This is a genomic window from Xanthobacter aminoxidans (assembly GCF_023571765.1).
In the GTDB taxonomy this organism is placed as follows: Bacteria; Pseudomonadota; Alphaproteobacteria; order Rhizobiales; family Xanthobacteraceae; genus Xanthobacter; species Xanthobacter aminoxidans.
On record NZ_JAMJXC010000010.1, the window covers coordinates 17,224 to 31,641 of the forward strand.

Consider the following 14,418-nt stretch of genomic DNA (forward strand, 5'->3'; position numbering starts at 1 on the left):
GAAACGTGCATTCTACGCAGGCGATTCTGCGTTTTCTGTAGGCTCTCTGGATGGGAATAGGGCGGATGAGGCGACCGAGGCGATCTGACGATCGACGCCGCCGTGCCTGCGGCCGGACTGTGCAGGCGCGGCTCGCACTCATTCCCGCGCTTTTGGTATCCGCCGCAACTCCGGGGCTTGCGGGCGATCTTGCGGCGGCCGGCACGGCGGCACCCTCCTCTGTCGCGTCGGACGATTTCCTGACCCGGCCCTATCTCTTCGGGGACCTGGGACGGAGCCGGCTGAAGGAGCAGGGGATCGACATCTCCGGCGGGCTGGTCAACGAGACGGTCGGAAACCTGTCGGGCGGCACGCAGCAGACGGGCGCCAATGCGGGCCAGGCCTCCATCCAGGCCCTCTTCGATATGGAGAAGCTGGCCAACATCACCGGCGGCACCTTCGGCATCACGCTCGTGGGCCGCTGGGGCGACAACCTCGCGGAAGTCGCCAACATTCCGGCGCTAATGCTGATGAACGAGGTCTATGGCCGCGGCAACATCGTCCGCCTCGTGGACTTCCACTACAATCAGGCCTTGTTCGACGGCGCCGTAGACATCAAGGTCGGCCGTCTCGCCGTCGGTGCCGATTTCGGCTTCGAGCGCTGCGATTTCATCAATCTGACCTTCTGCGGCTCGGTTCCCGGAAATATAGCCGGGAACTACATCTTCAACTGGCCGGTCAGCCAGTGGGGCGGCGTCCTGAAGGTCCATCTCACCGATGACCTGACCTTTTCAGCCGCCGTCTACGACGAAAACCAGACCTATTTGTCGGTTCAGGCGAAGTGGGCGCTGCTGCCCAGCTGGCCGTCCGGTTCCGAGGGTGCGCTGGTGCCCCTGGAGCTGAAATGGACGCCGACGCTCTGGAATCTGTCGGGCACCTACAAGATCGGCGGATGGTTCGATACCGCGACCGCGGATAACGCCGTCACGAGCATCAACGGACAGCCCCAGCTCATCTCGGGACTTCCCTATGCCCAGGATTATGGGCGCTACGGCTTCTATGTTTCCTTCATCCAGCAGCTGACCGGCAATGCCCAGGGGCCGAACCCGAAGCAGGGATTGTGGAGCTTCTTCAACTTCACCTATGCCGACCCGCGGACGTCCACACAACTCTATCAGGTGGCGTGGGGCCTTCAGCAGCACGGCACGTTCGCAAGCCGCCCCGATGACGACATCGGCTTCGCCATCGGAACGACCGGCATCAATCCGCGGCTCGCAACCGCGCAGGCCGAGGCCAACTGGCTGGGGCTCGGCCCGGGCTATGTGCAGCACAACGAATACGTGCTGGAAGCCTATTACGGGTTTCAGGCAACGGGCTGGCTGAACCTGAAGGCCTCGCTGCAATACGTCATCGATCCCGGCGGCTACACCTCGCCCGTCAATGAAAACGCCTGGGTGGTGGGCCTGCGCACAACGGTCGCCTTCTGAGGGCGCTCCCGGTCGTCAGTTCACGGCTGGGGGAACGGCCCCGACGGCCGGTCATGCGGAGTCACGATCATTCTCGGGTTCGAGAGCTGACACCCGCCGACCGCCGCCAGCACCACGGCCATGATCACCACGCGCCCGATCCTGCCCATTCTCGCCCCCAACCTTGCCTCTGCAGCCATAGCGTTATGCACGTTGCGAACTATGCGACCAAGTAGCATGACGCAAGGACGCAGATCGTCAGCTGGATGCGCCGCGCCAGGTTGGGGCGGAAGGCATTGACCGTCACGCTGTCTGCGAACTGGCCGACATAGGCCATGCCGAGGCGGGCCTGTTCGCTGATGCGCGGAACGTGGTTAAGCCATTGAAAACTATGGTGTCCCGGAAGGGATTCGAACCCCTGACCTGCGGTTTAGGAAACCGCTGCTCTATCCTGCTGAGCTACCGGGACACGCCCTCCTTCTAAATCGCGGCACGCCGGGAGGGAAGGGGCCGGATGGCGGCTTCCCCCGTCCAAGGCGGGAGCCGGACGCCGGCGTAAGGCGGCGTAAGGACAGTTGATCGGGTCGGCCTTCAATCCGGAGGGCGGTTGCCGCTATCGTTGCTGCATGACGCTAGGCCATTCATCAGTGCGCGCAGGGAGGCGCGACCACACGCATTCATTGCGGGCGCTGGCGCGTCTTCTGGCGGTGGGCGGTCTGGCCCTTTCCGGTGGGCTGATCCTCGAAACCATCTCTCCTGCCGCCGCCCGCCCGGCGCAGAGGGCTGCCGTCCCGGCGGCCACCGATTGCGCAGGCCGCGGGACGGAGGCGGCCGGGAGCGCCGCGCGCTGGAGCGATGCGGGGGCGCTCGCACTTGCCGACGGCCGGGGCCTCGCCCCGGAAGGCATCGCCTTGCCGACCCGGCTCTCGCCAGACCCGCAGTTGCTCGCGGTCGCCGCGGATGCGGCGGCTTCGGTGCTCGACGGCTGCGCGGTTGCGCCAGTCACGACCACGCTCGATCGTCACGGCCGGCTTGCCGGGACGGCGCGGCTCGTCTGTCCGGCGGCGGCAGACGCCCGGCAGGAGGATCTTGCCACGGCGCTGGTTCGGGCCGGGGTAGGCTATGCCACCGCGGAAGGAGATACCGTCTGTGCCACCCAGCGCCTTTCTGCCGAAGCGGAGGCGCGCATCGCCCGCCGGGGCATCTGGAGCCTGGCCTCGGCGGTCGCCCCGGCCGGCGATGAAAAGGCCATGGCGGAACGGCGCGGCCTTTTTTCCGTTACAGAAGGAAGGGTGCTCGCGGTCGGCGGACGCGACCGGATTTTTCTGAATTTCGGGGCAAGCTGGAAGCAAGATTTCACTGTCATGCTGACGAGGGAGGATTTCGCCACAATCTTGGGCGATAGGCTCGATCCTGCCATCTTGCGCGGAGCCCTTATCCAGGTAAGGGGCGTCGTCCGCGAAGAAGGTGGGCCGGCCATGGCGCCGCGGCGGCGGGGCGAGGTGCTGCGCATCGAGGGCAAGGTCGAAAACCTGCCCGATGCACAGGCGCTGCCGTCGAGGCGCCGGGAGCGGTGAACGGAAGCATGAGGTGCTGGGTGCGTGAGGCGCTGAGAGGGCAGGGTGCGGCGAGGCGGGTTCGGGCGGAAGCGCCTGCGCGCGCGCTTGCCCGGCGCTCCGGCCTGCGCGCGCTGTTCGCCTGTGCCGCCGTCGCGCTCCCCCTGTGGCTCACCGGGTGCGCCGGCATCGACCTCGATCAGGTGAGCGTGCCGCTCGCCTCTACCGGCGCGGCATCCGAATTCGCCGATATGTCGCCCAGCCAGCGGCGCGAGCATGAAAAGCTCGTGGCGAGCTATGGCGGGGCCTATGACGATCCCGAGCTCAAGGCGCTGATCCAGAAGGTGGTGGAGCGCCTCGTCGCGGCCTCCGAGCGGCCGGACCTGAAATACCGCGTTACCGTGCTGAACTCGCCGGCCATCAACGCCTTTGCCCTGCCGGACGGCTCGCTCTACGTGACGCGCGGCCTGCTGGCGCTGGCCAACGACACGTCCGAGCTGTCTTCGGTGCTCGCCCACGAGATGGCCCACGTCATCGCCCGCCACGCCACCATCCGCGAGGACCAGGTGAAGCAGGCGGTGCTGGTGAGCCGCGTCATCTCCGACGTGGTGAACGATCCCGATCTCGGCGCGCTCGCCATGCAGAAGAGCCGGCGCACGCTCGCCTCGTTCAATCGCGGGCAGGAGCTGGAGGCGGACGCCATCGGCGTCGGCATCGCTGCGCGCGCGGGCTTTGATCCCTATGGCGCCTCGCGCTTCCTGACCGACATGGGTCGCTTCTCGGAGATGAAGAGCACGGCCTTCTCCGGCTCGTCCTCCACCACGCCGGACATGGACTTCCTGTCGTCCCACCCGGCGACGCCGGAGCGTATCTCCATCGCCATCGCCAATGCCCGCCAATATGCCCCCGCGGCGGGGCCGTCGGACGGCGAGCGGGACCGCAGCGCCTATTTCAGCGTCATCAACGGCATGGTCTACGGCGACGATCCGAAGGAAGGCTTCGTTCGCGGCCGCAAGTTCCTGCACCCCAAGCTCGGCTTCACTTTCATGGCACCGGAGGGCTTCTCGCTGGAGAACACCTCCCAGGCGGTGCTCGGCGCCACTCAGACCGGCCGCGAGGCGCTGCGGCTCGATGCGGTGCGCATCCCCGCCGACCAGTCCCTGGGGCAATATCTCTCCTCCGGCTGGATCGACGGGGTGGAGATCAACACGGTCGAATCGCTCACCGTGAACGGCTTCAGCGCGGCGACGGCGGTGGCGCGCGGCGACCAGTGGTCGTTCCGCATGTTCGCCATCCGCTTCGGCTCGGACGTCTACCGCCTCATCTTCGCCGCCCGCGAGCTGACGCCGGAGCTGGACAAGCAGTTCCGCGCCGCCGCCGACACCTTCCGCCGCGTCTCCTCTGGCGAGGCGGACACGGTGAAGCCGCTGCGCGTGCGCATCGTCCAGGTGGGGCTCGGCGACAATGTGGAGAAGATCGCCGGCAAGATGCAGGTGCCCGACCGCCCGGTGGAGCGCTTCCTCATCCTCAACGGGCTCGATGCCAATGCCCGGCTGAAGTATGGCGAGAAGGTCAAGATCATCGCCGACTGAGGGGCGGGTGCCCCATTCGCCGCTCCCGGCGATTTGATGGCGCGCAAGCCGCTATGCCGCCCCCCGCTGCTATGATCGAGGCTCTCGTTGCGGGAGGGAGCCATGTACAAGAAGATTCTCGTCGCCACCGACGGCTCGGCGCTGTCGGACCTTGCGGTCTCCCACGCCGTCGCGCTCGCCGCGGCGCTCCACGCGGCGCTTGTGATCGTCACCGCCAGCGAGCGCTTTCATCTTTTCAGCACCGAAGCCGACCAGATCGCCGACACGGAAGCCGAATATCGGCGCCAGACCGGGCGCAAGGCCGAGGCGGTGCTCTCCCGGGCCGCCGCCACCGCCGCCGCAGCGGGCGTCGAGGCGAAGCAGGTGCATGTGGAGGACGACCAGCCCTTCCACGGCATCATCACCACCGCCGAGGCCGAGGGCTGCGACCTGATCGTGATGGCTTCCCACGGCCGCCGGGGCCTGTCGGCCGTCGTGCTGGGCAGCGAGACCACCAAGGTGCTCACCCACTCGGGCCTCCCCGTGCTGGTGGTGCGGGAGGAGGTGGCCCCCGCCGTCCAGGCCAAGCCCGCGGGCAGCGTAGAGTGGCCCGAGCCCAGCCCGGCCTTCCTCGCCCCTGGACGCTGAGCGCGCCTTCCGGACGGCCAGCCTTGCGCGAGCAGGATTGCGCGAGCCCTTGCGCCAGCGGGGTTTTTGCCCTATGTGAGCCCGGTTCGTGGCCGCGCTCCCTCAAGCGGGGAGCCGCCCGGGCGGGCAGGGACCGGCGGTATACGCGGTCCTGATCGTCGGAGGCAGCCCGCCCTGGCTTTCTGTGAGCGCGCATCGACACTCAATTCATCGCCTGTGCCGCCCGGCCTTCGCGCCGGCCCGCCGCTTTTGCGGCGGCCGTTCGTCATTCCCTCGGAATGGCGGGCATCCGAGCGGTTCGGGCCTCGCAACACGAGATGCCGGCGCAGCAAGTCTGGAGCGTGAATGTCCGCCGTAGAAACCACCCGTGAGGATTTTGCCGCCCTGCTCGACGAGAGCTTCGGCCGCGCCGACACCAATGAAGGTTCGGTGGTCAAGGGCATCGTGGTCGCCATCGAGAAGGATCTGGCGATCATCGATATCGGCCTGAAGACGGAAGGGCGTGTCGCCCTGCGCGAGTTCGCCGGCCCCGGCCGCGAGAACGCCATCAAGGTGGGTGACGAGGTCGAGGTCTATCTCGAGCGCGTCGAGAACGCCATGGGCGAAGCCGTCCTCTCGCGCGACAAGGCGCGCCGCGAGGAGAGCTGGGTCAAGCTCGAGAAGGCCTTCACGGCCAACGAGAAGGTCTTCGGCGTGATCTTCAACCAGGTGAAGGGCGGCTTCACCGTCGACCTCGATGGCGCCGTGGCCTTCCTGCCGCGCTCCCAGGTGGACATCCGCCCGATCCGCGACGTCGGCCCGCTGATGCACAACCAGCAGCCCTTCCAGATCCTCAAGATGGATCGCCGTCGCGGCAACATCGTCGTCTCCCGCCGTACCGTGCTGGAAGAGACCCGCGCCGAGCAGCGCCACGAGCTGGTGCAGAACCTCGAAGAGGGTCAGGCCATCGACGGCGTGGTCAAGAACATCACCGATTACGGTGCGTTCGTTGACCTCGGCGGCATCGACGGCCTGCTGCACGTCACCGACATCGCCTGGCGCCGCGTGAACCACCCGACCGAGGTGCTCAACATCGGCCAGACGGTCAAGGTCAAGATCATCAAGATCAACCACGAGACCCACCGCATCTCGCTCGGCATGAAGCAGCTTCTGGGCGATCCCTGGGAGGGCATCGAGGCCAAGTATCCGGTGGAGGCCCGCTTCAAGGGTCGCGTCACCAACATCACCGACTACGGCGCGTTCGTGGAGCTGGAGCCCGGCATCGAGGGCCTCATCCACGTCTCCGAGATGTCGTGGACCAAGAAGAACGTCCACCCCGGCAAGATCGTCTCCACCTCCCAGGAGGTCGAGGTTCAGGTGCTGGAAGTGGATTCGGCCAAGCGCCGCATCTCCCTCGGCCTCAAGCAGACCCTCCAGAACCCCTGGGAGGCCTTCGCCGAGAAGTATGCGCCCGGCGCCGTGGTGGAAGGCGAGGTCAAGAACAAGACCGAGTTCGGCCTGTTCCTCGGCCTCGATGGCGATGTGGACGGCATGGTCCACCTCTCCGACCTCGACTGGAACCGTCCGGGCGAGCAGGTGATCGACGAATACCGCAAGGGCGACATGGTGAAGGCCGTGGTGCTCGACGTGGACGTCGAGAAGGAGCGCATCTCCCTCGGCATCAAGCAGCTGGCCGGCGATCCCTTCGCCGACGCGGGCGAGGTGAAGAAGGGCGCTGTCGTGACCTGCGAAGTCACCGACGTGAAGGACGGCGGCATCGAGGTGAAGCTCACCGGCACCGACCTCTCCGCCTTCATCAAGCGCTCCGAGCTCGCTCGCGACCGCAACGACCAGCGCCCCGAGCGCTTCTCGGTCGGCGACAAGCTCGACGCCCGCGTCACCCTGTTCGACCGCAAGGCGCGCAAGGTGCAGGTCTCCATCAAGGCGATGGAGATCGCGGAAGAGCGTGAGGCCGTGGCTCAGTTCGGCTCGCAGGATTCGGGCGCTTCGCTCGGCGATATCCTGGGTGCCGCGCTGAAGCAGCGCGCCGCTGACACGGCTGACACCGCCGAGGAGGCGGACAAGGAAGACTGATCGCTCCACGCGATCGGATTTCTCTGAAGAACGAAGGGCCGGTGCATTGCACCGGCCTTTTTTTCAACCCATGCGCCATTCAGACGCCGACTGGCATCCTTGTGCTGAGATCAGCGCGGAAGTATCCAAGTCTGGTTGTCAATGGGAGGTTTGCCATGAAGCGCAGGATGATTTCCCTCGGCGTCGTCGCCGCGGTCTCGCTCGCCGCCACGGGTTCGGCCTTCGCCCTCACCGGCAAGGAGTTCCTTCGCAAATACAACAAGGACAAGGACAGCACCGTCGAGATCGTCGAGGCCATCGACCTCGGGACCAAGGTGTTCAAGGCCATCAATCCGGACAAGGACAAGACCCTCGAGGCCGCCGAGACCAAGGGCCGGCTGACCGACGAGGATTGGGCCGCCGTGAACAAGGACGGCGACAAGACCCTGGAGCTGGACGAGTGGCTCATCATCGTGCGCAAGCGCTTCAACGATGCCGATGCCAACAAGGACGGCAAGCTGACCGAGGCCGAGCTGGATTCCCCCGCCGGCCAGCAGCTTCTCCTGCTCATCGCCAAGTGAAGCTGACGGCACGCCGCGCCTGATGCGGCTGGGGAGGGCGTGGCGTCCTTCCCCAGTGAAAAGCGCGTAGGCGCGCCGCTGTGGCGGCGCCCCTTGTCCCAGCCCCTGCTTCAGTTGAGACGCAGCAGGAAGCGCCGGTTCACCGCCTGCAGCGGGCGGGCGTTCATGGGGAAGATGGCGCGGAAGGCGTCGATGTCCGCCTGCGCCACTTCGATGGGCGCCCCGAACACGTTCCAGTCCACGATTTCCGAGCAGGGCGGCGTGGTCAGCGACCCCTCGTAGCGATAGGTGCCACGTGCGGACGGCAGGAAGCCGGCCGGATCAAGCGGCGCAGCCAGCGTCTTGTCCCCGGTCTTGCGCGGCGCGGCGTCCATGATCGAGGAGAAGCCGGCATTGGCCGCGCCGGGCACCATGAACACACCGGCCACCAGCAGCCCGCCCTCGGGCGCCGCATGGACGAAATGGGCTTCCATGGCGGTGCGCTTGCCGTCGATCGCGTGCTCGCTCGGTGCGTGGAAGTGGAACTGCTTGAGCGCGTAGGTCTTGCCGCCCATGGTGGCGGTGCCCCCGTCGCCGGTCACGTCGGCCTGGATGGTATGGCCGTTGTTCACCACCTTGTAGGCGAACGGCTTCCAGGCAAGCACTGGGCCGGCGCTCTCCGCCTTGACGGCGCCTTCGAGATTGATCGGCGATTGCTGGCTGCCCACCGAGCAGGCCGAGAAGCCCTTCTCCAGCGAACCCCATTCCTGCGGTCCGCCGTGGCCTTCATAGGTCCAGTGCGCTCCCTCGGAAGCGCGGGCGGCGTTGGCGCAGACCGGGCAGGCGACAAGGCCCGCAAGCAGCGTGCGACGATTGATGATCATTGAATTGCCCCTTGTATGGCGGTTCCTCCGCTGCGGCCAAGCTTACCAGCGCTGGGGATACTCGCAAAAGCCGATACTGTTCCGGGATGGATCAGATTGCGGCTGACGCGGCTGCAGCCAGGGCGGCGAAGGCGGCTCGCGGATCGTCCGCGCGCATGATTCCTCCCATGATCGCGACGCCCTTGGCCCCCGCGGCGAGGCAGGCCGGCGCCGTCTCTGCGTCGATGCCGGCGAGCGCGACCACCGGCACGGCGCTCGTGCGGGCGAAGGCCGAAAGCCCTTCAAGCCCCAGTGCCGGCCCGTGTCCCGGCTTGGATCTTGTGAGAAAGACCGGGCTCGCCGTGATGTAGTCGAGCGCGGCCGGATCAGCGGCGGTGGCCTCCGCTAGGGTGTGGGTGGACAGGCCGATCAAGGCCCCCGGCCCAAGGAGCGCCCGTGCGACCTTCGCATCCCCGCCGCCGGAGAGGTGCACGCCGTCCGCAGCGGCGGCCTGCGCCAGCTCGGGGGGGCCATGCAGCGTCAGGCGGGCATGGAAGGGGGCTGTCACGACGCGCAGGCGGGCGAAGAGGGCGATCTGCGCTGCGGCCGGCAGGTCCTTCTCCCGCAGGCTCACCCATCTGCATCCGCCGGCGCAGGCTGCGGCCACCACGTCCGCCAGATCGCCCCGCGCCAGCGTGCGGTCGGTGATGAGGAGCAGCGGCGGCGTCGGCAGAGGGGGCAGGGGGGTCAGCTCCCGACCAGACCGAACTCGGGGCTGGAAGCCTCCGCGTGCAGCTTGCGCGGGATGCGGCCCGCGAGGCGCGCGAGGCGGCCGGCGTCCACCGCGTGGCGGAAGGCGGTGGCCATACGCACCGGGTCGAGCGCCTTGGAGACCGCGGTGTTGAGCAGCACCGCCGAGCAGCCCAGCTCCATGGCGAGCGCCGCGTCGGACGCCGTGCCGATGCCGGCGTCCAGCACCACCGGCACGGGGGAGCGGGAGCAGATCAGCTCGATCATGTGCGGATTGGCGATGCCGAGGCCGGTGCCGATCATGGAGCCGAGCGGCATGACAGTCGCGGCGCCGAGGTCCGCGAGCTTCTGGCAGGTGACGGGATCGTCGTTGCAATAGGGCAGGACGACGAAGCCGCGCGAGACTAGCTCCTCGGTGGCCTTCAGCAGCTCCTCCACATTGGGATAGAGCAGCTCGCGGTCGCCGATGACCTCCAGCTTCACCCAGTCCGTCTCCAGCGCCTCGCGCGCAAGCTCCGCAGTGAGCACGGCGTCCTTGGCGGTCTGGCAGCCGGCGGTGTTGGGCAGGATGTGCACGCGGCCGGTGAGGAGGTCCGTCAGGCTCTCCTCGTAGCCGGCGAGGCTGATGCGGCGGATGGAGGCCGTGGCCATCTCGCTGCCCGAGGCGGCGAGGGCATCGAGGAAGACCTTCTGGTTGGGATAGCCCGCCGTGCCCAGGAACAGCCGCGACGAGAAGGTGCGGCCGGCGATGACGAGGGGATCGGCGTTGGGATTCTGGAATGCGCTCATGGTGCTTCTTCCCGGCGCCCGCGCACGAGCGCTCTGTTCTGTTCGGCCGGGGCTCAGCCGCCCTGCTTGGCCTCGATGATTTCCACGGCGTCGCCTGCGGAAAGGCGCGCGTCGGTCCAGGTGCGGCGAGGTACCACCGCGCCGTTCACCGCCACCGCGATGCCCTTGCGCTCCGGCTCGAGGCCCTTGGCGACGAGCAGGTCGGCAACGGTGGCGACGGGATGCGCCTCCTCGGCGCCGTTCACCTTCAGGGCCAGCATGGCGCTCACTCCGCCGCCGCGCGTGGCGGACCGAAGCGCTCCGCGCCGAAGGGCCGGGCCACGTCTGCAATGGTGCCGCTGAGGATATGGTCGGCGATCACCTGCGTCGTCACCGGCAGCAGCAGGATGCCGTTGCGGTGATGGCCGGTTGCGTAGACGAGGCCATCCACCTCCGGGCTCGGGCCGAGGATGGGCGCATCGTCCCGGCTGCCGGGGCGGAAGCCGACCCATTGCTCGACGATGCTCAGCTCTTCGAGCGTCGGCAGCGCACGCCACGCATGGGTGAGCAAAGCGAGCTGGCCGCCGGCCGTGAGGTCGGTGTCGAACCCCTTCTCCTCGGTGGTGGCACCGAGGATCAGCCGCCCATCGCGCCGCGGCACGAGATAGGAGCCCGGCGCCCACAGCACGTGGGAGAGGATGGGCGCCGCCGGGTCCATGCGCAGCGACAGCATCTGCCCCTTGATGGGGCGCACCGGCAGCGGCGTCGCCGGGGTGATGTCCACGCCCCGGCTCCAGGCGCCGGCGGCGAGCACCACCACATCGGCAGCATGGTGCGTCTCGCCGGTGACGACGCCGGTGGCGCGGCCGCCAGCCGTCTCCACCCGGCTCACCGGGGTGTGTTCGTGGAGCCTTGCGCCGGCCTTCAGCGCGGCGATCTTCAGCGCGGCGGCAACCTTGCGGTTGTCGACCTGATGATCCTCCGGGCTCAGCACGCCGCCGGCGAGGCGGGGGGCGAGATAGGGCTCGCGTCGGCGCACCTCGGCGGCGGTGAGCCACTGGACGGGCAGGCCTAGCCCTTGCTGGAAGGCGAACAGGTGGCGCAGCTTGGCGAGATCGTCCGCCGTGAGGGCGATGGTGATGGTGCCCTCGGTGCGCAGGTCCACCACCTCACCGGAGACGCGCTCCAGCTCTGCGGCGAAGGCGGGCCAGAGGGTCTGGCTGGCGCGATTGAGGGCGAGGAGGCCCTCCTCGCCGGGCTCGGCCTCGGCGCAGGCGGCCAGCATGCCGGCGGCGGCGCGGCTCGCGCCCTGTCCGGTCTCGCCGGCATCGAACAGGTCCACCGGGCAACCCGCCTCGGCGAGGCGCCAGGCGAGGGCGAGGCCGATGACGCCGCCGCCCACGATGGCCACATGGGGACGGGCCACACGCGGTTTCGCCTTTCCCGCCGGTGCAGAGCCGGCTTGCGATGAAGGTGCGAATGTAAACTGCGACAAGCTCTCGCTCATCGGCATCTCCCTACGCTGGCATGATCCAGACAGGTTCGATGGGTGTGATCTCAGCCGCGCATGATGCGCGGCACCCCAGGCCGTGTCTGTTATTTACTCATGCCGGCCGCAGAACTGCAAGAGGCGGGGCGCCCGGGACGAGGCGGACCTCAGCGGTTGAGTTCGCTTTCGTCCAGCTGGCGCGCCTCGTCGGCGAGCATGATCGGGATGCCGTCGCGGATGGGATAGGCGAGGCGGGCGGCACGGGAGATCAGCTCCTGGCGCTCGCGATCATATTCCAGCGGCCCCTTGGTGAGGGGGCAGACCAGGATTTCGAGCAGCTTGGGGTCGACGTCGTGGCCGGGACGCTGGGACTGGATCATGTTCTCGCTCTTTGGTGCCGCGCGTTTCGAGGGCAAAGGGTCCGCGGCGCGCCACCATAGCGGCGGCGGGGTGGCCTTTCACCAGTGATTTTCGCGACATCACGGCCGCTGATGGGCATATCACGCGGTTTCGCTGTCTTTCCGCCCCCGCAGCCCCTAATGAAGCGGCCTTGGAATCGCGCCCTCGGGAGCCCAATGGATCGACGCTTGGCCCTCGGGCTTCTTCTCGGCTTCGTCGCGGTCGTGATGTTCGGCGCGACGCTGCCGCTCACCCGCTTCGCGCTGCACGATTTCAGCCCCTGGTTCATCAGCTTCGGCCGCGCCGCCTTGGCTGGCTTTGCGGCGCTCGGGCTGGTGCTGGCGCTGCGCCGGCCGTGGCCATTCGGCCAGCCCAAGGTGCTGTGGCGCCTCGCCGTGTCCTCCGCCTGCCTGATCTTCGTGTTCCCGCTGGCCATCGGCGTCGCCACCCAGACGGTGCCGGCGGCCCATGGCGGCATCGTGCTCGGCCTTCTGCCCCTGTGCACGGCCATCGCCGCCATGCTGCTGGCCGGCGAGCGGCCGGGCCTCGGCCTGTTCGCCGCGAGCGCGGTGGGGGCCGGGCTGGTGGTGGCCTTCGCCTTGCGCAACGGCGCGGGCGGCGCGCTGGGAATGGGCGACAGCCTCTTGTTCCTCGGCGTCATCGCCTGCGCCATCGGCTACGCCGTCTCCGGCGGCCTCGCGCGCACCATGTCGGGCTGGGAGGTGATCGCGTTCATGCTGATCCTCTGCCTGCCGGTGACGCTGCCGCTCGCGCTCCTCACCTTTCCGTGGGGTGGGGCGGGCACTGTGGCAGGCGCCTCCTGGGCGGCACTGGTCTATCTCGGCCTCTTCAGCCAGCTCATCGGCTTCTTCTTCTGGAATGCCGGGCTCGCCATGGGCGGCATCGCCCGCGTCGGCCAGATGCAGCTCCTTCAGACCTTCGTGACGGTGGGACTCGCCTGGCCCATCAATGGCGAGGTGCCGGACGCGGAGACCGTGGCCTTCGCCGCGGGCGTGGCGCTGGTGGTCGCGGTGGCGCAGCGGACCCGCTCCCGGCCGCGCTGATCCCGCAAACGAAAACGGCCCGCCGAAGCGGGCCGTTCTTTACGTCTCGGAATGCCGGAAGGCTCAGGCCGCCTTGGAACGGGCGGTGATGAGCTTGCGGTTCACCAGCACCTCGGCGATCTGCACCGCGTTCAGCGCGGCGCCCTTGCGCAGATTGTCCGACACGCACCAGAAGGCGATGCCGTTGTCCACGGTCGGGTCGTCGCGCAGGCGCGAGATGTAGGTCGCGTCCTCGCCGGCCGCCTCGTGGGGGGTGGCGTAGCCGCCCGGCTCACGGGTGTCGATGACGAGGATGCCGGGCGCCTCGCGCAGGATCTTGCGCGCGTCGTCCGCGGAAAGCTCCTTCTCGAACTCCACGTTCACCGCCTCTGAGTGGGAGATGAAGACCGGCACGCGGACGCAGGTGGCCGTGAGCTTGATCTTGGGGTCGAGAATCTTCTTGGTCTCGGCCACCATCTTCCACTCTTCCTTGGTGAAACCGTCGTCCATGAAGACGTCGATCTGCGGGATGAGATTGAAGGCGATGCGCTTCGGGAACTTCTTCGGCTCCACCGGATCGGAGACGAAGACGGCGCGCGTCTGCGAGAACAGCTCGTCCATGGCGTCCTTGCCGGCGCCGGAGACGGACTGGTAGGTGGAAACCACCACGCGCTTGATGGTCGCGGCGTCATGCAGCGGCTTCAGCGCGACCACGAGCTGCGCCGTGGAGCAATTCGGGTTGGCGATGATGTTCTTCTTGGTGAAGCCGACGATGGCGTCCGCATTCACCTCGGGAACGATCAGCGGCACGTCCGGGTCCATGCGCCACTGGGAGGAATTGTCGATGACGACGCAGCCCTGCGCGCCGATCTTCGGCGACCACTCCTTGGACACGGCTCCACCGGCCGACATCAGGCAGATGTCGGTGTCGGAGAAGTCGTAGGTCTCGAGCGCCTTCACCTTCAGGGTTTTATCGCCGTAGGAGACTTCCACGCCCTGCGACTTTCGCGAGGCGAGCGCGACGACCTCGTCCGCGGGGAAACCCCGCTCGTCGAGGATCGAGAGAATCTCCCGGCCCACGTTGCCCGTGGCGCCGACGACGGCGACCTTGTAACCCATGATGTTCCTCGGATGTCTCGGCCCATGCGGCCGAAGACCGTGCTTTTAGGCCGAACCCCCTGGCCTTGCAAATCGAAGATTCGCGATCAGGCCCGGCATCCGCGCATTCAACTGTTGCGTCAACGCAACGCGCCGGCGTCGAGAAGGCGGGAACA

General features: G+C 67.8%; 14 protein-coding genes, 1 tRNA gene and 1 riboswitch. Of the genes, 7 read left to right on the forward strand and 8 right to left on the reverse strand.

Features of this window, described 5'->3' with window-relative positions:
* Window positions 1-119: 119 nt before the first annotated feature.
* Window positions 120-1,466 carry a carbohydrate porin gene (locus EJ105_RS15820; RefSeq protein WP_250167122.1) on the forward strand — a complete coding sequence of 449 codons (1,347 nt, stop codon included), beginning with the start codon at window positions 120-122 and terminating at the stop codon, window positions 1,464-1,466.
* Between the two features lie 371 nt (window positions 1,467-1,837).
* Here the strand turns inward: EJ105_RS15820 and EJ105_RS15825 are convergent.
* A tRNA-Arg gene (locus EJ105_RS15825) sits at window positions 1,838-1,914 on the reverse strand.
* A 106-nt stretch (window positions 1,915-2,020) separates the two neighbouring features.
* On the opposite strand from EJ105_RS15825, the gene EJ105_RS15830 reads away from it, so the two are divergent.
* The 5 genes from EJ105_RS15830 to EJ105_RS15850 all read left to right on the forward strand — a co-directional run bounded on the left by EJ105_RS15830 (window position 2,021) and on the right by EJ105_RS15850 (window position 7,853).
* On the forward strand, window positions 2,021-3,022 hold the full coding sequence (locus EJ105_RS15830; RefSeq protein WP_250167123.1) for a hypothetical protein: 1,002 nt from the start codon (window positions 2,021-2,023) through the stop codon (window positions 3,020-3,022).
* A gap of 20 nt (window positions 3,023-3,042) precedes the next feature.
* A complete protein-coding gene (locus EJ105_RS15835; protein WP_029555352.1) occupies window positions 3,043-4,593 on the forward strand; it encodes a M48 family metalloprotease in 1,551 nt (516 codons plus the stop codon).
* A 102-nt stretch (window positions 4,594-4,695) separates the two neighbouring features.
* Entirely contained in the window at window positions 4,696-5,220 is a 525-nt protein-coding gene (locus EJ105_RS15840) for a universal stress protein (protein WP_250167124.1), read from the forward strand.
* Window positions 5,221-5,565: 345 nt separating this feature from the next.
* Window positions 5,566-7,293: a 30S ribosomal protein S1 gene (gene rpsA, locus EJ105_RS15845; protein ID WP_024280439.1), complete on the forward strand. Its 1,728-nt coding sequence runs from the start codon at window positions 5,566-5,568 to the stop codon at window positions 7,291-7,293.
* Between the two features lie 155 nt (window positions 7,294-7,448).
* A complete protein-coding gene (locus tag EJ105_RS15850; RefSeq protein ID WP_024280438.1) occupies window positions 7,449-7,853 on the forward strand; it encodes an EF-hand domain-containing protein in 405 nt (134 codons plus the stop codon).
* 110 nt (window positions 7,854-7,963) lie between these two features.
* Here the strand turns inward: EJ105_RS15850 and EJ105_RS15855 are convergent, their stop codons facing one another.
* From EJ105_RS15855 to EJ105_RS15880, 6 genes are all read right to left on the reverse strand, one after another.
* Window positions 7,964-8,716 (reverse strand): carbonic anhydrase, encoded by a 753-nt coding sequence (locus EJ105_RS15855; RefSeq protein WP_250167125.1) that lies wholly within the window; start codon window positions 8,714-8,716, stop codon window positions 7,964-7,966.
* 91 nt (window positions 8,717-8,807) lie between these two features.
* Window positions 8,808-9,446 (reverse strand): thiamine phosphate synthase, encoded by a 639-nt coding sequence (locus tag EJ105_RS15860; protein ID WP_347881325.1) that lies wholly within the window; start codon window positions 9,444-9,446, stop codon window positions 8,808-8,810.
* The gene (thiG, locus tag EJ105_RS15865; RefSeq protein WP_250167127.1) at window positions 9,443-10,234 is read right to left on the reverse strand and encodes a thiazole synthase; all 792 of its coding nucleotides are present in this window, start codon (window positions 10,232-10,234) and stop codon (window positions 9,443-9,445) included. The genes EJ105_RS15860 and thiG overlap by 4 nt, the downstream gene beginning before the upstream one ends.
* A 53-nt stretch (window positions 10,235-10,287) precedes the next feature.
* A complete protein-coding gene (thiS, locus tag EJ105_RS15870) occupies window positions 10,288-10,494 on the reverse strand; it encodes a sulfur carrier protein ThiS (protein WP_250167128.1) in 207 nt (68 codons plus the stop codon).
* Window positions 10,495-10,499: 5 nt separating this feature from the next.
* The gene (gene thiO / locus EJ105_RS15875) at window positions 10,500-11,639 is read right to left on the reverse strand and encodes a glycine oxidase ThiO (RefSeq protein ID WP_250167129.1); all 1,140 of its coding nucleotides are present in this window, start codon (window positions 11,637-11,639) and stop codon (window positions 10,500-10,502) included.
* A 69-nt stretch (window positions 11,640-11,708) separates the two neighbouring features.
* Window positions 11,709-11,808: riboswitch (TPP riboswitch) on the reverse strand.
* Window positions 11,809-11,869: 61 nt separating this feature from the next.
* Window positions 11,870-12,082: a Trm112 family protein gene (locus EJ105_RS15880; RefSeq protein ID WP_024280433.1), complete on the reverse strand. Its 213-nt coding sequence runs from the start codon at window positions 12,080-12,082 to the stop codon at window positions 11,870-11,872.
* Window positions 12,083-12,277: 195 nt separating this feature from the next.
* Between EJ105_RS15880 and EJ105_RS15885 the strand changes: the two genes are divergently transcribed.
* The gene (locus EJ105_RS15885) at window positions 12,278-13,165 is read left to right on the forward strand and encodes a DMT family transporter (protein ID WP_029555346.1); all 888 of its coding nucleotides are present in this window, start codon (window positions 12,278-12,280) and stop codon (window positions 13,163-13,165) included.
* A 63-nt stretch (window positions 13,166-13,228) separates the two neighbouring features.
* Here the strand turns inward: EJ105_RS15885 and EJ105_RS15890 are convergent, their stop codons facing one another.
* Entirely contained in the window at window positions 13,229-14,263 is a 1,035-nt protein-coding gene (locus tag EJ105_RS15890; RefSeq protein WP_029555345.1) for an aspartate-semialdehyde dehydrogenase, read from the reverse strand.
* Window positions 14,264-14,418: the final 155 nt, after the last annotated feature.